The 18,947-nt window shown below is 43.8% G+C and carries 15 protein-coding genes and 4 tRNA genes; 16 read left to right on the top strand and 3 right to left on the bottom strand.

The window, feature by feature from the left end:
* Positions 1-31: 31 nt before the first annotated feature.
* The 3 genes from frr to FDP09_RS01320 all read right to left on the bottom strand — a co-directional run bounded on the left by frr (position 32) and on the right by FDP09_RS01320 (position 1,911).
* Complete coding sequence (frr, locus tag FDP09_RS01330; RefSeq protein ID WP_137400934.1) at positions 32-592, bottom strand: ribosome recycling factor; 561 nt, start codon at positions 590-592, stop codon at positions 32-34.
* A gap of 12 nt (positions 593-604) precedes the next feature.
* Entirely contained in the window at positions 605-1,315 is a 711-nt protein-coding gene (gene pyrH / locus FDP09_RS01325; RefSeq protein WP_137400933.1) for a UMP kinase, read from the bottom strand.
* 101 nt (positions 1,316-1,416) lie between these two features.
* Positions 1,417-1,911, bottom strand: a complete 495-nt coding sequence (locus FDP09_RS01320; protein WP_137400932.1) for an acetyl-CoA carboxylase biotin carboxyl carrier protein subunit — start codon at positions 1,909-1,911, stop codon at positions 1,417-1,419.
* Between the two features lie 49 nt (positions 1,912-1,960).
* Between FDP09_RS01320 and FDP09_RS01315 the strand changes: the two genes are divergently transcribed.
* The 16 genes from FDP09_RS01315 (at position 1,961) to rpsL (ending at position 18,931) form a co-directional block, all read left to right on the top strand.
* Positions 1,961-4,534: a M1 family metallopeptidase gene (locus FDP09_RS01315; protein WP_137400931.1), complete on the top strand. Its 2,574-nt coding sequence runs from the start codon at positions 1,961-1,963 to the stop codon at positions 4,532-4,534.
* Between the two features lie 166 nt (positions 4,535-4,700).
* A tRNA-Tyr gene (locus tag FDP09_RS01310) sits at positions 4,701-4,783 on the top strand.
* Between the two features lie 221 nt (positions 4,784-5,004).
* A tRNA-Gly gene (locus FDP09_RS01305) sits at positions 5,005-5,077 on the top strand.
* A 39-nt stretch (positions 5,078-5,116) separates the two neighbouring features.
* Positions 5,117-5,188: transfer RNA gene (locus FDP09_RS01300), tRNA-Thr, on the top strand.
* A 60-nt stretch (positions 5,189-5,248) separates the two neighbouring features.
* Positions 5,249-6,436: an elongation factor Tu gene (gene tuf, locus FDP09_RS01295; protein WP_137400930.1), complete on the top strand. Its 1,188-nt coding sequence runs from the start codon at positions 5,249-5,251 to the stop codon at positions 6,434-6,436.
* 111 nt (positions 6,437-6,547) lie between these two features.
* Positions 6,548-6,618: transfer RNA gene (locus tag FDP09_RS01290), tRNA-Trp, on the top strand.
* Between the two features lie 18 nt (positions 6,619-6,636).
* Complete coding sequence (secE, locus tag FDP09_RS01285; protein ID WP_015264130.1) at positions 6,637-6,825, top strand: preprotein translocase subunit SecE; 189 nt, start codon at positions 6,637-6,639, stop codon at positions 6,823-6,825.
* Between the two features lie 19 nt (positions 6,826-6,844).
* A complete protein-coding gene (gene nusG, locus FDP09_RS01280) occupies positions 6,845-7,402 on the top strand; it encodes a transcription termination/antitermination protein NusG (RefSeq protein WP_015264129.1) in 558 nt (185 codons plus the stop codon).
* 3 nt (positions 7,403-7,405) lie between these two features.
* Positions 7,406-7,849: a 50S ribosomal protein L11 gene (gene rplK, locus FDP09_RS01275; protein ID WP_015264128.1), complete on the top strand. Its 444-nt coding sequence runs from the start codon at positions 7,406-7,408 to the stop codon at positions 7,847-7,849.
* A 10-nt stretch (positions 7,850-7,859) separates the two neighbouring features.
* Complete coding sequence (rplA, locus tag FDP09_RS01270; protein WP_137400929.1) at positions 7,860-8,558, top strand: 50S ribosomal protein L1; 699 nt, start codon at positions 7,860-7,862, stop codon at positions 8,556-8,558.
* Positions 8,559-8,560: 2 nt separating this feature from the next.
* Positions 8,561-9,097, top strand: coding sequence for a 50S ribosomal protein L10 (gene rplJ, locus FDP09_RS01265; RefSeq protein WP_137400928.1), 537 nt, complete (start codon positions 8,561-8,563; stop codon positions 9,095-9,097).
* 53 nt (positions 9,098-9,150) lie between these two features.
* Complete coding sequence (rplL, locus tag FDP09_RS01260; RefSeq protein WP_112783436.1) at positions 9,151-9,528, top strand: 50S ribosomal protein L7/L12; 378 nt, start codon at positions 9,151-9,153, stop codon at positions 9,526-9,528.
* A gap of 154 nt (positions 9,529-9,682) precedes the next feature.
* Positions 9,683-13,558 (top strand): DNA-directed RNA polymerase subunit beta, encoded by a 3,876-nt coding sequence (gene rpoB / locus FDP09_RS01255; RefSeq protein WP_137400927.1) that lies wholly within the window; start codon positions 9,683-9,685, stop codon positions 13,556-13,558.
* 50 nt (positions 13,559-13,608) lie between these two features.
* Positions 13,609-17,922 carry a DNA-directed RNA polymerase subunit beta' gene (gene rpoC, locus FDP09_RS01250; protein ID WP_137400926.1) on the top strand — a complete coding sequence of 1,438 codons (4,314 nt, stop codon included), beginning with the start codon at positions 13,609-13,611 and terminating at the stop codon, positions 17,920-17,922.
* Between the two features lie 203 nt (positions 17,923-18,125).
* Positions 18,126-18,452, top strand: coding sequence for a DUF3467 domain-containing protein (locus FDP09_RS01245; RefSeq protein ID WP_137400925.1), 327 nt, complete (start codon positions 18,126-18,128; stop codon positions 18,450-18,452).
* Positions 18,453-18,550: 98 nt separating this feature from the next.
* On the top strand, positions 18,551-18,931 hold the full coding sequence (gene rpsL / locus FDP09_RS01240; RefSeq protein WP_015264121.1) for a 30S ribosomal protein S12: 381 nt from the start codon (positions 18,551-18,553) through the stop codon (positions 18,929-18,931).
* The last annotated feature ends 16 nt before the right edge of the window (positions 18,932-18,947 follow it).

Below are 18,947 nucleotides of genomic sequence, written 5' to 3'. Positions count from 1 at the left end.
TTTTTGTTATGTTAAGTTAAAAGACGAAGCTTTAGACCTTCATGATTTCCGCTTCTTTTTTGTCGAATAGGGCATCGATTTTGGCGGAGAAATCGTCCGTTAATTTTTGGACTTTGTCTTCAGCTCTTTTGACATCATCTTCCGAAACGCCTTCTTTTTGGAGTTTCTTTAACGCATCATTGGTTTCTTTTCGTGCATTCCGAACGCTTATTTTACCGTTTTCGCATTCGTTTTTGACGTGCTTTGCCAAATCCTTTCTGCGTTCTTCGGTAAGCGGTGGGATGGTCAGGATGACGATTTCACCATTGTTTTGGGGGGCGAGGCCCAGGTCAGAATTGATAATGGCCTTTTCGATTTCGCCGATGAGGTTTTTCTCCCAAGGCTTGATGGCCAATGTCCTGGCATCAGGGGTGTTGACGGAAGCCACTTGCTGTATTGGTGTAGGAGCACCGTAGTAATTTACCATTATTCCGTCCACCAAATTCGGCATGGCTTTACCTGCCCTGATTTTAAGGAGTTCATTTGCTGTATGATCCAGAGCTTTTTGCATTTGTTCCTTTGCTGCCTCGAGTTCTAACTGTATCTCTTCCATCTTTATTTTTACTTAATTTGAGGTAATTAAAGTACCAACTTCTTCTCCTTTTACCAAATCTTCCAAGTTGCCGGCTTTGTTCATGTCAAACACAATAATGGGCAGGTTGTTTTCCTGACAGAGTGTAAAGGCAGTCATGTCCATTACATTCAGGTTTTTTTCATAGACTTCCTGAAAGGAAATGTTGGTATATCTTTCGGCAGTTTTATCTTTTTCTGGATCAGCGGTATAGACACCGTCCACGCGTGTGCCTTTCAAGACCACATCGGCCTCGATTTCAATGGCCCTTAGGCTGGCCGTGGAGTCCGTAGTAAAGTAGGGGTTGCCGATTCCTGCACCGAAAATGACAATTCGTCCTTTTTCCAAATGACGAATGGCCCTTCTGCGTATAAAAGGCTCGCAGACACTTTCGATCTTGATGCCTGACATAAGTCTGGTGTACATCTCGTTTTGTTCGAGGGAGCTTTGTAGGGCCATGGCGTTGATCAGTGTGGCCAGCATTCCCATATAATCTCCTTGTACACGGTCTATTCCTACTTTCTCTCCCTGTACACCTCTAAAAATGTTTCCGCCTCCAATGACAATGGCGAGCTCGACGCCCAGTTCTTTCACTTTTTTGATTTCCTGGGTGTATTGCTTTAGTTTTTCAGAGTCAATACCGTAGCCATTGGGCCCCATCAAAGCTTCACCGCTGAGTTTGAGCAGAATTCGTTTGTATTTCATAAGTAAAGTTGGTTAGCTAGCCTGCCAATTATTGATTTATTAATGAATAGATAAACTCGACAAATATAAATTCTTGAGAGCAGAAAACTAAACGATCGTTTCTAAAATTGTATCAAGACCTGTTTTTTTTCTACACTTTCCCCTGTAGCAACCGTTATTTTTTTGATCTTGCCATCTCCAGGGGATTTAATAATATTTTCCATTTTCATGGCTTCCAGTATCATCAAGGGCTGGTCTTTGGTGACCGTGTCCCCCTCTTCCACACTGATTTCCAAGATCAGCCCTGGCATCGGTGCATTGACGGAGGATAGTTTATTATTGGCATGGTCATTCATGCCCAGTTTTTCCAATAAGAGATCAAACTTGTCCTTGATCCTGATCTCAGCGGATTTATTGTTGATTTTTAAGGTCAACTCTTTTTTAGCGGCATCCAGCCTTACCACTTCCACGACGTGAGATGTGTGCCCTCTGATAATATGAAAATGACGGTTGTCTATTGGGTTTATTTCCCAGTCTATGGCGGTCCCATTAATCAAAAAGTCTCCTCCATCCTGCTCAATACTAAAGTTTTTTTCGTTTACAGTAACTGAGTACATTTGTGCTGTTTTAACATATAAATATACAATTTATCTTTAATTGACCTTTATGAATGTAAGATTCTCTTTTTGTTTTTTATGGGGAATACTGTTGATCGGTGCTTGCAGTGTCCGTAAACCCACCATCCCCACTGCCAATGAGTGGTCGTCAACGGTGATTGAGAAGAAGGATTCAGGTGATGTCCGGAAGGTGGCAGGAACGCTCGAAAGCGCCATAAAAGATTATAGGGCCACACCCGAAAGAAAGTTTGATTTGCTACATACTTCCTTGGATTTACGTTTTGACAGGGAGAGGGAGTTGGTACATGGGGAGGCGGGATTATTGCTGAGCCCTTATTTTTATTCCCAATCCGAACTGGTGCTTGATGCCCAGGACTTTGATCTGCATAGCGTCAGTTTTGGGGACTCTCGCCAGCCTCTGGATTATCGATATGATTCGCAGCAGTTGGAAATTCGGCTTCCGGCGACTTTTGCAGCTGAGGACACGCTTACTATACACATCCGCTATACCGCCCACCCAAGTAGAAATAGCGGGAATGGCAGCGAGGCGATTACCGATACACAAGGGCTTTATTTTATCAATCCCACCGGAAAAGAAGTGAAGCCGATCCAAATATGGACCCAGGGAGAAACAGACCATAACTCCAAGTGGTTTCCGACCATCGATGCTCCAAATGAACGCGCTACGCATGACCTTAGGCTCACCGTGGAGGATAGGTTCACCACAGTGAGCAATGGCAAGCTGACAGCACAAGAAAAGCTAGGAAATGGCATGCGTGCCGATCACTGGGTGATGGAGAAACCTGCCGCGCCCTATTTGCTGGCATTCGCGATAGGGGAATTTGAGCGTGTGTCGTCCCAGTGGAATGGTGTGCCGCTTGGTTATTATGTAGAGGGGCAATTTGCCGAAGGAGCCCAAAAAGTGTTTGGTAGGACGCCGGAGATGATGGGTTTTTTCTCCGATCTGCTAGGAGTACCATATCCTTGGCCAAAGTACGATCAGGTGGTAGTGAGGGATTTTGTATCCGGAGCGATGGAAAACACCACTGTTTCCATTTTTATGGAGGAGCTCAACATGAATGCTCGGGAAGCGATAGACTCCGAATATGATGGGATCATTGCCCATGAGCTTTTTCACCATTGGTTTGGAGACTACGTGACCACAGAGTCTTGGTCAAATTTGCCACTAAATGAAGCTTTTGCGAATTATGGGGAATATTTGTGGTATGAGCACAAAGAGGGAAGGGATGCTGCAGCTCTTCACCATATTGGGGAGTTGGAGACCTACCTTTGGGAAGCGGAAGAAAAACAGGTGGACCTTATTCGCTTTGAGTATGAGCAAAATGAGGACATGTTTGACAGCCATTCTTACGCCAAAGGCGGAAGGGTGCTTCATATGTTGCGGGATTATTTGGGAAATGAAGCGTTTTTTGCGGGGCTAAACAATTACCTGACCAAGCATGCTTTTCGTGCAGTGGAGATTCACGACCTCAGGCTAGCATTGGAAGAAACGAGCGGCAAAGACCTGAACTGGTTTTTTGACCAATGGTTTTTGGCATCTGGCCATCCTGTTTTGGAAATAGATTTCGATTACAGCCGGCCAGAAAATGTGGTGTTGACGGTGACACAGCAGCAGGACTTCGGGGATACTCCTTTGTATGTTTTACCTTTTGAGGTGAGTTGGTATGTGGATGGAGCGCGCGTTTCCAGGGAGTTTGTCCTTCAGGAAAGGAAAGGGCGGTTTGAACTGGAAAATGATGTCCCGATCACCCATGCCTATTTTGATGAGCGAAAAGTGCTCCTTGCCGTAAAGCATACAGCCAGGAGTGACGAGCAGTTGAAAGCACAGTTTACCGATTCAGATTTTGGCGTGGCACGGTATGAGGCCTTGGATAGCTTGAGTAAGCGGTCGCTGGACAGGGCAGCTGTAGAGGAATTGGTACGTTTGGGATTGACAGACGATTTCTGGCCGATCCGAGAAGTTACGCTTAATAGCTTTGGCGACAGTATTTTGTCATTTGGGATGGAGGAGACATTATTGGCGCTAGCAAATGAGGACAAAAGCAACAGCGTCCAAGCAAGTGCCATCACGGTATTGGCTTCAAGTGGAGGAGGGGATTATGGCAGTGATTACATGCTTTGGATGGAGGATTCTTCGTATTACGTGGCCGGGGCTGCATTGGATGCCTATCTGCATATGAAGGAGGAAGGATTGGAAAAACATAAGGTAGCAAGTGCCTTCGAAAATGAGCAGAGTATCCGAATGCTTATCCCACTGATTGATTTTTATACACAACAAGAAACACCTGGAAAAGGAGCGTGGTTACACGAGGTCTATGACCGTACATCCGGTCAAGATTTATACTACCTGATCGGTTATTATGGGGATTACTTTGTAAAGCTGCCCAGTGAAGGCAGTGATCGGGCGATAGAAAAGCTCTATCAGACGGGGATGAAGCACACCTCACCGTATGTAAGGTTTGCGGCATTCCAGGCACTTTTTGGTTTTATTGATGAGGAGGGCGTCCTGGAAAAGGCCAACGATATATTTGACCAAGAATCTGAAGAATCCATTAAAAACAGTGAAAAGTATTTCTTGTCGCCATATGGAGATGAAAATTAATTCCCTGATTTCGAAAACCTTAATAAAAAGGTAGAAAAAAACTTCAGGAATTTTTGTTCAATATTTTGAATGTTACAGAAAAGGGTATAATTTTGCCATCCGTTAAGACAAACAAAAAAGAACAAACGCGTTCGAAAAAGGGCTTAGCGGATTGAAATACTGATTTGGGGGAATACCAAAGCGGCCAACTGGGACGGACTGTAAATCCGTTGACTTATGTCTTCACAGGTTCGAATCCTGTTTCCCCCACACTTTATATTTCCATAGATTTTTATAAATTTGTGGAAATCATACAGCAAAAGTTTTTCAAAAAGTAAGGCGACGATTGAAACTATTGTCAAGAGTTGATATTCTTTTGCAAGATTTTGGTATGTGAAAAATATGCCCAGCTGTACGATCACGAAGTGTTATAATTGACTTTCGAGATTTAAGGTCGGGGTGTCAGTATAAAAAACTAGATAGAGTAATAAGCGGGAGTAGCTCAGTTGGTAGAGCGGCAGCCTTCCAAGCTGCAGGTCGCGGGTTCGAGCCTCGTCTCCCGCTCTATGCTTATTTATGAGGCATAGATAATCGATGTTATCAGCCGACGTAGCTCAGGGGTAGAGCGCTTCCTTGGTAAGGACGAGGTCACGGGTTCAAATCCCGTCGTTGGCTCAATGACATTAGCATAATTTAACTAATTCATATCATTAACTAAACAGAGGATTTTCACGCATGGCAAAAGCAACCTTTGACCGTTCCAAACCGCACGTAAATATCGGTACTATTGGTCACGTCGATCACGGTAAGACTACCTTGACTGCTGCCATTACAACTGTATTGGCTAGAAAAGGTCTTTCTGAATTAAGAGACTTCTCTTCTATCGATAACGCTCCAGAAGAGAAAGAAAGAGGTATCACTATCAATACTTCACACGTAGAGTATCAAACTGAATCAAGACACTATGCACACGTTGACTGTCCTGGTCACGCTGACTACGTGAAAAACATGGTAACTGGTGCTGCGCAGATGGACGGAGCTATTCTAGTAGTTGCAGCCACTGACGGACCGATGCCTCAAACGAGAGAGCACATCCTTCTTGCTCGTCAGGTAGGTGTTCCTGCACTTGTTGTTTTCTTGAACAAAGTTGACTTGGTAGATGACGAAGAGCTTCTTGAGCTTGTAGATATGGAAGTAAGAGAATTGCTTTCTTTCTATGACTTTGATGGAGACAACATCCCCGTTATCCAAGGTTCAGCACTTGGTGCCCTTAACGGTGAAGACAAGTGGGAAGAAAAAGTGATGGAATTGATGGAAGCTGTAGATAACTACATTCCACTTCCTGAGCGTCTAGTAGACAAAGACTTCTTGATGCCTGTAGAGGACGTATTCTCGATCACTGGTCGTGGTACTGTAGCTACTGGTAGAGTAGAAAGAGGCGTGATCAACTCTGGCGATGCCGTTGATATCATCGGTATGGGAGCTGAAGGCCTTAAGTCCACCGTAACTGGTGTTGAGATGTTCCGTAAGATTTTGGACAGAGGTGAAGCTGGTGATAACGTAGGACTACTTCTTAGAGGTATTGAGAAAGCTCAAATCAAGAGAGGTATGATCATCTGTAAGCCAGGTTCGGTAACTCCTCACTCTCTTTTCAAGGCTGAGGTTTACGTACTGTCTAAAGAAGAAGGTGGACGTCACACTCCATTCTTTAACAAATACCGTCCACAGTTCTACTTGAGAACCACAGACGTAACTGGTGAAGTGAAGCTTCCTGAGAACGTTGAGATGGTAATGCCAGGTGATAACATCACCATGGAAGTACAATTGATCAACAAAGTTGCCTTGGAAAAAGGCCTACGTTTTGCGATCCGTGAGGGTGGTAGAACAGTAGGTGCCGGTCAGGTAACTGAAATTCTTGACTAATCATAATTGATCAAGATATATAAGATGCGATCCTGAATTTTTCAGGATCGCATTTGTTTCTTTATAGATTATTACCTACTTTTGCATTCCTTTTGGGTTGTAAAAGGAAACACGGGCATAGTTCAATGGCAGAATAGCGGTCTCCAAAACCGTTGATGGGAGTTCGAATCTCTCTGCCCGTGCAATTAAAATCATAGAACATGAACGTAAAAAACTTTGTTGTAGAGTCAATAGACGAAATGAAGAACAAGGTTACATGGCCGAAATATTCTTCATTGCAAAGCAATGCTGTGTTGGTTCTTGTTGCCTCGTTGATCTTTGCTGTAGTAATCGGCTTGATTAATTTGGGCTTTGAGAACATCATGAAATGGTTTTATGATTTATTCTAAATAGAATCAATAGTTACTGATGGCAGAACATAAATGGTATGTACTCAGAGTGGTAGCAGGGCAAGAGAAGAAGGCCAAATCATATTTGGACAACGAGATCACCCGGCAGAAACTGGAGGATTATATTCCCGAGGTGTTGATACCTTCTGAAAAAGTATATGAAATGCGCAATGGCAAAAAGAGAGTCAGAGAGAGAAACTTCTTTCCTGGCTATGTTTTGGTTAATGCGGATTTGTCCCATGGTGAAGCCAATCACGTAATCACGAGTATCCCGGGTGTTATCGGGTTTCTAGGTGCAAACGCAGGAGGAGCTTCCAAGACTCCTGAGCCATTACGACAATCAGAGATCAACCGTATCTTAGGTAGGGTTGAAGGGATTGATGAGTTTGCTGAGAAGCTTGATACGCCATATATAGTCGGAGAGACCATAAAAGTAATGGATGGTCCCTTTAGTGGTTTCTCGGGAACGATAGAAGAGGTGTTTGAGGACAAGAAAAAACTTAATGTTATGGTTAAGATTTTCGGCCGAAACACCCCTGTTGAGTTAAACTTTATGCAAGTAGAAAAACAAGACTAGGAAATGGCTAAGGAAATTACTGGTTATCTGAAATTACAGGTGAAAGGTGGCCAGGCAAATCCATCTCCTCCTGTTGGTCCGGCCCTTGGTGCCAAGGGTTTGAACATCATGGAGTTCTGTAAGCAGTTTAATGCCAGAACTCAGGAAAAAATGGGTCAACTTCTACCTGTCCTTGTTACGATTTATTCTGACAAGTCCTTTGATTTCGTGATCAAAACTCCTCCAGCGGCAAACCTGCTGTTAGAGGCTGCGAAGCTAAAAGGAGGTTCACCAGAGCCAAACAGGAAAAAAGTAGGTTCAGTATCCTGGGATCAGGTAAAAGAAATTGCTGAGGTGAAGATGCCTGACTTGAACGCCTTTAAGGTGGAGTCTGCAATGAAAATGGTTGCAGGAACGGCAAGAAGTATGGGAATCACAGTTTCAGGAAAAGCTCCTTGGGAGGAATAAACATAAAACAATGGCTAAGTTAACAAAAAAGCAAAAAGAAGCTCTTTCTAAGTACGACCCAAGCCAGCAGTACTCCCTTACTGAGGCTTCTTCGATTGTCAAAGACATCACTGCTGTGAAATTTGACGCTTCTGTAGATCTTGACATCCGTTTGGGTGTAGATCCGCGAAAAGCTGATCAAATGGTAAGAGGCGTGGTAGCTTTGCCCCATGGAACCGGAAAAGACGTAAAAGTATTGGTACTTTGTACACCGGACAAGGAAGAAGAAGCGAAAGAAGCTGGAGCTGACTACGTCGGCTTGGATGACTATATTGCCAAAATCGAAGGTGGATGGACTGATATCGATGTGATCATCACCATGCCCAACGTAATGGCAAAAGTAGGTAGATTAGGTAGAGTGCTAGGTCCTAGAGGCCTGATGCCTAACCCTAAGTCTGGAACTGTTACCCTAGAAGTAGGGAAGGCAGTGAAAGAAGTAAAAGGTGGTAAAATAGATTTTAAAGTAGATAAGTTCGGTATCGTACATGCTAGTGTAGGTAAGGTTTCTTTTGATCCTGATAAGATTCAAGAGAATGCCCAAGAACTGATCAATACGATTTCTAAATTGAAGCCTGCATCTTCTAAAGGGACGTACTTCAAGAGTATACATTTATCTAGCACAATGTCTCCTGGTATTGCAATTGATAAGGGGAGTATTCAAGGTATTTAATTATGACTAGAGAGGAAAAGAAAGCAATAATCGAAAGTCTTACCGAGAAATTCAAAGAAACTCCGCATTTCTATATCACAGATGCCTCTGGTTTCACTGTTGCTCAGGTAAATACTTTCAGAAGAATGTGTTATGAGAAAGGAGTAGAATACCGTGTATATAAAAACACGTTTATTAAACAAGCTCTGAATAATCTTGACGCAGACTTCTCAGAATTAGACAGTGTTCTTAAAGGCTTTTCAGGAATCATTTTTGCGGCAGAGACTGCAAACTTGCCTGCAAAAGTAATCAAGGACTATCGAAAAAAAGCAGGTTCAAAAGAGACGAGGCCGGTATTTAAAGGTGCTTCCATAGACAGTGATGTAGTGGTTGGTGAAAACAACCTCGACATGTTGGCTTCTTTGAAATCCAAAGAAGAACTATTGGGCGAAGTTATCGGATTGCTTCAGTCTCCTGCCAAAAATGTTATTTCCGCACTACAGGGTGGACAAGACACATTGGCTGGGCTTGTTAAGACTCTTTCTGAAAGAGAATCATAATATCATTCAAATCAATTAAGTAAAAAAATCAGTTAATTTTAAATAATAATACAATGGCAGATCTTAAAGCATTCGCTGAGCAGTTAGTTAACTTGACTGTTAAAGAGGTTAGTGAATTAGCCGAAATATTGAAAGAAGAGTATGGTATCGAACCTGCTGCTGCAGCTGCTCCAGTAATGGTAGCTGGTGGTGCTGGTGAAGGTGCTGGTGAAGAAGAAAAGTCTTCTTTCGATGTAGTTCTTAAAGCTGCTGGTGGACAGAAACTTGCAGTAGTGAAATTGGTTAAAGAATTGACCGGTCTTGGTCTTAAGGAAGCTAAAGAAGTAGTAGACAGCGCTCCTAAGGCTATCAAAGAAGGAATCGCAAAAGACGAAGCAGAAGCACTTAAGAAGCAACTTGAGGAAGCTGGTGCTGAAGTAGAGCTTAAATAATTTGAATAACCTCATCTGATAAGATGTAGGTTATTGATTAGACCTGACTTTTAAGTCAGGTCTTTTCCTGTTTGTGCACAGTTTTAAAATTGCACTATTCTAAGCGGAAATTGCCGCATTCAGTTATTTATTATCACTATAAACATATACTGCCTTGGCTATCCAGAATCAAACCGAAAGGAAAAGTTTCTCATCTATTAAGGTGGTCAAAGACTATCCGGATTTCCTCGATATCCAGTTACAATCATTCAAAGATTTTTTCCAATTGGATACCCCCGCTGAAAAGAGGAGACAGGATGGGCTTTTCAAGGTGTTCTCGGAGAACTTCCCGATAAGTGACTCCAGAGAAAACTTCACACTTGAATTTATTGATTATACCGTAGATCCGCCTAAATATAGTGTGGGTGAATGTATTGACAGAGGGTTGACTTACTCTGTTCCATTGAAGGCAAAGCTTCGCTTGTTATGCTCTGATGAGGACAATGAGGATTTTGAAACAATAGAACAGGAAGTATTCTTGGGAAACCTTCCGTATATGACCGAAAAGGGCTCTTTTGTCATTAACGGCGCGGAAAGGGTAATCGTATCCCAGCTTCATAGGTCTCCAGGGGTGTTCTTTGCGCAAAGTAAACACACTAACGGTACCAAGCTGTATTCTGCCCGAATTATTCCGTTTAAGGGATCTTGGATAGAATTCGCTACGGATATCAATAATGTCATGTATGCTTACATCGACAGAAAGAAAAAATTCCCAGTTACCACTCTTTTGAGAGCTATTGGTTATGGTTCTGATAAAGCAATCTTGGACTTATTTGGCCTATCAGAAGAAATTGATGCTACTAAATCCAACCTTAAGAAGATTGTCGGTAGGAAACTAGCTGCCCGTGTTTTGAAAACCTGGGTAGAGGATTTTGTGGATGAGGATACTGGTGAAGTAGTTTCTATTGACCGAAACGAAGTGTTGTTGGAAAGGGATTCTGTGCTGACTGATGAGGACATTGAATTGATCCTGGATTCAGGGGCAAAGAGTGTGATCCTTCACCGAGATGATGTCAACATCGCGGATTACTCCATCATTTACAATACGCTTCAGAAAGATAATTCAAACTCTGAGAAAGAGGCAGTGGAGGTGATTTACCGACAACTGCGTAACACAGAGGCTCCTGACGAAGCCACTGCCAGAGAGGTTATCCATGGCCTGTTCTTCTCTGATAAGCGATACGATCTTGGTGAAGTAGGTCGTTACAGGATCAATAAGAAACTCGGGCTTGATATCGAAGCGGAGAAGATCGTTCTGACGACAGAAGATATCATTAATATCGTAAAATACCTGATCGGTCTTATTAATTCCAAAGCGGTGGTCGATGATATTGACCACTTGAGCAATAGGAGGGTAAGAACCGTTGGGGAGCAATTATATAGCCAGTTCGGCGTAGGACTTGCGAGAATGGCAAGAACTATCCGAGAAAGAATGAACGTAAGGGATAACGAGGACTTTAAGCCTGTTGACCTGATCAATGCAAGGACATTGTCCTCAGTGATCAATTCTTTCTTTGGTACCAACCAACTATCCCAGTTTATGGATCAGACTAACCCACTGGCAGAACTTACGCACAAGCGTAGATTGTCAGCTTTGGGGCCAGGTGGTCTTTCCCGGGAGCGTGCAGGTTTTGAGGTACGAGATGTTCACTATACGCACTACGGTCGTCTATGTACGATTGAGACTCCTGAGGGACCAAATATTGGACTGATTTCATCTCTTTGTGTACACGCCAAAGTGAATTCCATGGGCTTCTTGGAAACACCATATAGAAAGGTGAAAGAAGGAAAGGCCGGAATGGAATCAGAAGATATTGTATTCCTTACTGCAGAGGAGGAAGATAATAATAACATCGCCCAGGCCAATGCACCGTTAGAAGCAGATGGAAGCTTTGTAAACGATCGTGTAAAGGCGCGCTACGAAGGTGACTTCCCGGTGCTGGAGCCGAAAGAGATCAGTTATATGGACGTGGCGCCAAACCAGATTGTGTCCGTGGCCGCATCCTTGATTCCTTTCTTGGAGCACGATGATGCCAACCGTGCCCTGATGGGATCCAACATGCAGCGTCAGGCCGTGCCACTTCTCAAGGCTGAATCGCCTATAGTAGGTACAGGTCTGGAAGCCAAAGCCGCTGTGGATTCCCGTTCACTGATCATTGCTGAGGCGGATGGTGTCGTTGATTTTGTAGATGCCAAGAAAATTGTCATCAAGTATGACTTGAGCGATGATGAGCTATTGGTGAACTTCAGCGACGAATATAAGTCTTATGACTTGATCAAATTTAGAAGAACCAACCAAGATACGACCATTAACCTGACACCACTGGTGCTGAAGGGGCAACGTGTGACAAAAGGCCAGGTATTGGTAGAGGGATATTCCACCAATCAGGGAGAATTGGCGCTTGGTAAAAACCTGAAAGTGGCTTACATGCCATGGCAAGGATATAACTTCGAGGATGCGATTGTGATTTCCGAGCGTGTGGTTCGGGAAGATATCTTTACTTCCATCCACGTAGAGGAATTCCAACTAGAAGTAAGGGATACCAAACGTGGCGAGGAAGAATTGACTTCAGAAATTCCAAACGTATCTGAAGAGGCTGTTAAGAATCTAGACGAAAATGGCATCATCCGTATCGGTGCAGAGCTGAAAGAGGGTGATATCATTATCGGTAAGATTACGCCAAAAGGGGAAACGGATCCTACTCCAGAGGAGAAGCTCCTTAGAGCGATCTTCGGTGACAAAGCAGGTGATGTGAAAGATGCCTCTCTGAAGGCTTCTCCATCCCTAAATGGTGTGGTAATCGAAACCAAATTATTCTCCAGGCCTAAGAAAGACAAGGAGTTGCGTGCTAAAGCCAAAGCGGAAGTGGAAAAACTGAAGCAGGCTTACACAAAAGAACTTCTTGGTGTGAGGGCTAAAATGATCAATAAATTGGTCAGTATTCTTGATGGGATGACCTCTTTGGGTGTTAAGCACAAGTTTGGTGATGAAATCATCAGCAAGGGTGTGAAATTTAACCATCAAAACATCGAGAATAATCTCTTCCCTGCCAAGAATCCTTACCGGGATGAGAGTAATTATAATGTACCAGAAGAGGCAAATCTTATCTCTGATATTATCCTTGATGACTGGACGGAAGATGAGCATACCAACAGCTTGATCCAACAATTGGTGAAAAACTATACCAATACCAGGAATGAAATCTCTGGTAGGTTTAAGCGAGACAGGTTTACCTTGGAAGTAGGTGATGAACTTCCTGCCGGAATTGTCAGACTTGCCAAAGTTTATGTGGCCAAGAAGCGTAAACTTAAAGTAGGTGATAAGATGGCCGGTCGTCACGGTAACAAAGGGATCGTGGCGAAGATCGTTCGTGATGAGGATATGCCGTTCTTAGAAGATGGAACACCAATGGACATTGTACTTAACCCACTTGGTGTACCTTCGCGTATGAATATCGGTCAGATCTTTGAAACCGTATTGGCATGGGCAGGTGAGAAGATGAACAAGAAATATGCAACACCGATCTTTGATGGTGCTACCACTGAGGAAGTAGCCGCTGAGCTTGATTTGGCTGGATTACCATCCTTTGGTAGAACGTATCTGTTTGATGGACTTACAGGTAAGCAGTTTGATCAGCCTGTGACCGTGGGTATAGCCTACATGCTGAAGCTGGGTCACTTGGTAGATGATAAGATGCATGCAAGATCGATTGGTCCATATTCCCTGATTACCCAGCAGCCATTGGGTGGTAAAGCCCAGTTTGGTGGCCAGCGTTTTGGAGAGATGGAAGTTTGGGCATTGGAGGCCTTTGGTGCTTCCCATGTGCTACAAGAAATTCTTACGGTGAAGTCTGATGATGTGATTGGTAGGGCCAAGGCTTACGAGTCTATTGTAAAAGGTGAAAACCTTCCAAAACCGAATATTCCTGAATCTTTCAATGTATTGGTTCATGAACTAAGAGGTTTGGCACTAGAAATCACACTCGACTAAATTAGATCTTATTGGGCCGCAAGGCCCTTCACATAAGCACAAAACAAATTATGGCGTTCAGAAAAAATAAAAAACTAAACAACGACTTTTCCAGGGTCACTATTAGTTTGGCTTCTCCGGAATCCATCTTGGATAGTTCTCATGGTGAGGTGACACAGCCAGAAACCATCAACTACAGAACGTATAAGCCTGAAATGGGTGGTCTTTTCTGTGAGCGGATTTTTGGCCCCGTCAAAGACTGGGAATGTCATTGTGGAAAGTATAAGCGCATAAGATATAAAGGTATTATTTGTGACAGATGTGGGGTTGAGGTGACCGAGAAGAAGGTGCGACGTGAAAGAATGGGACACATTGAACTGGTAGTTCCTGTTGCACACATCTGGTATTTCAAGTCCCTTCCTAATAAAATAGGTTACTTGCTAGGGTTGCCTACCAAGAAGCTGGATCAAATTGTATACTATGAACGATATGCTGTTATCAATCCAGGTATCAAGGCAGAAGATGGCCTTCAATACCTTGATTTTCTAACAGAAGACGAGTATTTGGATATCATGGATAAGCTTCCAAAAGAGAACCAAATGCTCGATGATGATGATCCTAATAAATTCATTGCCAAGATGGGTGCTGAGGCCATTGAGATGCTATTGTCTAGATTGGATTTAGATGATTTGTCTTACAGCCTTCGTCACCAAGCGGCCACGGATACTTCACAGCAGCGTAAAGCTGAGGCCCTGAAGCGTCTTAAAGTAGTGGAAGCGTTTAGGGATGCTAGAACCAGAATCGAAAACCGTCCTGAGTGGATGGTCGTGAGGATGGTACCTGTGATTCCGCCGGAGCTTCGTCCGTTAGTGCCATTGGATGGTGGACGATTTGCCACATCTGACCTTAATGATTTATACAGAAGGGTGATCATCCGTAACAATCGTCTAAAACGACTTATTGATATCAAAGCTCCAGAAGTAATTCTTCGTAACGAGAAGCGTATGCTTCAGGAAGCGGTTGATTCCCTATTTGATAATTCCAGAAAGGTGAATGCCGTAAGGTCGGATGGAAATAGAGCACTGAAATCCCTTTCTGACATGTTGAAAGGTAAGCAAGGGCGTTTCCGTCAAAACTTGCTTGGTAAGCGTGTGGATTATTCGGGACGTTCTGTGATCGTGGTTGGCCCTGAGCTTAAGCTTCATGAGTGTGGATTGCCAAAAAATATGGCAGCTGAGCTCTTTAAGCCTTTTATTATCAGGAAGTTGATAGAAAGGGGCATCGTGAAGACGGTAAAATCTGCCAAGAAGATTGTAGATAGAAAAGATCCAGTGGTATGGGATATCCTTGAAAATGTCCTGAAGGGACATCCCGTATTGCTTAACCGGGCTCCTACACTGCACAGATTGGGTATTCAAGCTTTCCAGCCGAAATTGATTGAAGGGAAAGCCATCCAGCTGCATCCATTGGTGTGTACTGCCTTTAACGCCGACTTTGACGGTGACCAGATGGCCGTTCACGTGCCACTTGGTCATGAGGCTATTTTGGAGGCATCTACCTTGATGCTATCATCCCACAATATCCTTAACCCAGCCAATGGCGCGCCAATTACCGTACCTTCTCAGGATATGGTATTGGGACTGTATTATGTGACCAAAGGAAGGAGATCTACCGAAGAAGAGCCGGTCGCTGGTGAAGGAATGACCTTCTATGGTGAAGAGGATGTGATCATCGCCCTGAACGAAAAAGTCATTTCACAGCACGCTTACATTAAATGTAAGGTTAACGTGAGGGATGAAAACGGGGAATTGGTAGATAAGATTGTCGAAACCGTTGCCGGTAGATTGATCTTTAACCAGTTTGTTCCGGAGGAAGTAGGCTATGTTAATGAACTGTTGACCAAAAAGAAACTTCAGCAAATTATTGCCGAGGTAGTGAAAATATGTGGCATTGCACGTAGTGCCCAATTCTTGGATGATATCAAACACCTTGGATTCCAGATGGCCTATGCCGGAGGACTTTCCATGGGATTGAATGATGTGATCATTCCAAGTGATAAGGATCCTTTGATCACCAAAGCAAAAGACGAGGTGGACCAGGTATGGAACAACTACCTAATGGGTCTGATTACTGATAATGAGCGATATAACCAGGTAATTGATATCTGGACGAGAACCAACTCCAATCTGACGAATATCCTGATGAAGCAGATGGAGGAGGATAAGCAAGGCTTCAACGCCATCTACATGATGATGCACTCCGGTGCTAGGGGCTCAAGAGAGCAGATCCGTCAGCTAGGTGGAATGAGGGGATTAATGGCCAAGCCGCAGAAAAACCTCCAGGGTTCTGTTGGAGAGATCATCGAAAACCCAATTCTCTCCAACTTTAAAGAAGGTCTGGATGTGTTGGAATACTTTATCTCGACACACGGTGCACGTAAAGGTCTTGCCGATACGGCATTGAAAACAGCCGATGCCGGATATTTGACCAGAAGATTGGTGGATGTAGCCCAGGATGTTATTGTTTCGGAAGAGGATTGTGGTACGTTGAGGGGGCTTGTTGTACAAGCACTGAAAGACAATGACGAAATCGTAGAGCCACTTTCTGAACGAATTGTGGGTAGGGTTTCAGTACATGATGTAGTGGATCCACTTACAGAGGAAGTGATCATTCAATCTGGAGAAGAAATCACCGATGAGCTGGCCAAGAAAGTAGATGAATCAGCAGTGGAAGAAGTGGAGATCAGATCTGTTTTGACCTGTGAATCCAGAAGAGGTGTCTGTACCAAGTGCTATGGTCGTAACCTGACAAGTGGCAATGCGGTCCAAAATGGAGAATCAGTTGGTGTTATCGCTGCCCAATCTATTGGTGAACCAGGTACACAGCTTACCTTGAGAACCTTCCACGTAGGTGGTACTGCATCTAACATTTCCGTAGAGGCAAGTATCAATGCGAAATTTGAAGGTGTCGTAGAATTTGAAGAAGAATTCAGGTTTATCAATACCACCAATAAAGACGGGGATCCAGTAGCAGTTGTTATGGGTCGATCTGGAGAGATCAAGATCAATGATGCCAAATCTGGCAAGACATTGGCGTCTAATCACGTTCCTTATGGTGCGATCCTTAACGTGGAAGATGGTCAGAAAATCGGCAAAGGGGATTCTCTCTGTACCTGGGATCCGTACAATGCCGTAATCCTTTCTGAGTTTGACGGTGAGGTTTCCTTTGAATCCATCATCGAAGGCGTGACTTTTAAAGAGGTGGCCGATGACCAGACAGGATACAAGGAAAAAGTAATCATCGATACCAAGGATAAGACGAAAAACCCGGCAGTAGTGGTGAACTATGGTGACGAAACCAAGAGCTATAACATCCCAGTGGGAGCACACTTGGCAGTAGAAGAGGGGGATAAAGTGAAAGCCGGTCAGATCTTGGTGAAAATCCCTCGGTCAGTAGGTAAGACACGGGATATTACCGGTGGTCTTCCAAGGGTAACTGAGCTGTTCGAAGCACGTAACCCGTCCAATCCTGCGGTGGTTTCTGAAATCGACGGTGTCGTAACTTATGGCGGCATCAAAAGAGGTAACAGAGAAATCTTCATCGAGTCAAAAGACGGAGTGAAGAAGCGTTATATGGTATCATTGTCCAAGCACATCTTGGTACAGGAAAATGACTTTATCAGAGCTGGCGAGCCACTTTCTGATGGAGCCATCACTCCAAATGATATTCTATCCATCAAAGGCCCTACGGCTGTTCAGGAATACCTGGTAAATGAGATCCAAGAAGTATACCGTCTGCAGGGTGTGAAGATCAACGATAAACATATCGAAGTGATCGTAAGCCAGATGATGCAGAAAGTAGAGATCCTAGATGCTGGTGATACAGGTTTCCTACAAGGACAGGTGGTAGATAAGTGGGCTTTCAGGGAAGAAAACGACAATATCCTAGATAAGAAAGTAGTTATGGATGCTGGTGATTCCTCTACATTGAAAGCGGGTATGATCATCACTTCCAGAAGACTTCGTGACGAAAACTCCAGCCTGAAGCGTAAGGACCTTAAGCTTGTTCAGGTGAGGGATGCAGAAACTGCGGTATCCAAGCCAACACTTCAAGGTATTACCGCGGCATCGTTGGGTACAGAAAGCTTTATTTCTGCGGCTTCCTTCCAGGAGACGACCAAAGTCTTGAGTGAAGCAGCCATCCGAGGTAAGCGTGATGAGTTGCTGGGACTTAAAGAGAACGTAATTGTTGGGCATCTTATCCCAGCGGGTACTGGACAGCGAGATTTCCAACACATCATCGTAGGATCCAAGGAGGAGTACGAGAAGCTTTCTTCCACAGAAAAGGAAAGAGAATCCCGTAAGTCCAAAGAGGCTGTTAAGTAGTTTGAATTTCATAAAAGTGCAAAAGGCCTGTATTTATTGCAGGCCTTTTTTGATTAAGTCACATGGGATGGTGCCGAATTGTAGTACTGTTGAGCGGTTGTACTCAAATCGGTAAGCAAAGGTGCCAAATAGAAAGGTGCTGTAACCTGAGGGCTTAAACGATGCGCAGGTAAGCAATAATGAAAAACCCATAAGCAAAAGTCATGGAAGATAATAAGGACGAAAAAGAAAAGAACCAGCAGATCAATGTGGAACTATCCGATGAGGTAGCGGAAGGTATTTATGCCAATTTGGCCATGATTGCACATAGCAATTCTGAGTTTGTGTTGGATTTTATCCGCATGATGCCGGGCGTGCCCAAGGCCCGTGTAAAATCACGGATAATCATGACGCCGGATCATGCGAAGCGTTTGCTGGCGGCGCTTAAGGACAATGTGGAGAAATACGAAAATGCTTTCGGCAAAATTGAAGGTGGAAGTGGTGTGCCTGAATTTCCGATGAACTTCGGTGGGACGCTTGGTGAGGCATAACCAAAATATAACTCTTTAATTTTGTTTGTTTTATCGATTTCGTTACCTTTGCAGTCCAAATTTCATATGTTAAAGGAGTAAAATAAATTTATCAGTTAATGCCTACTATACAACAGTTAGTTAGAAAAGGTAGAACCACTTTGGTGACAAAATCCAAGTCTAGAGCATTGGATGCCTGTCCTCAAAGGAGGGGTGTGTGTACAAGGGTGTACACCACTACGCCTAAGAAACCTAACTCGGCGATGAGAAAAGTGGCCAGGGTTAGATTGACAAATGGAAAAGAAGTGAACGCTTACATTCCAGGAGAAGGACACAATTTGCAAGAACACTCTATCGTATTGATCAGAGGTGGTCGTGTGAAGGATCTTCCCGGTGTGCGTTATCACATCATCCGAGGTGCACTGGATACAGCAGGAGTGAAAGACCGTAAGCAAGGTCGCTCCAAGTACGGTGCGAAGCGTCCTAAGGACAAAAAATAAACAATAGAAAACAAAC

This window comes from Echinicola rosea, from assembly GCF_005281475.1.
GTDB classification, from domain to species: Bacteria; Bacteroidota; Bacteroidia; order Cytophagales; family Cyclobacteriaceae; genus Echinicola; species Echinicola rosea.
Note: the sequence above shows the minus strand (reverse complement) of the source record. Positions and strands in the feature narration are given on the sequence as shown.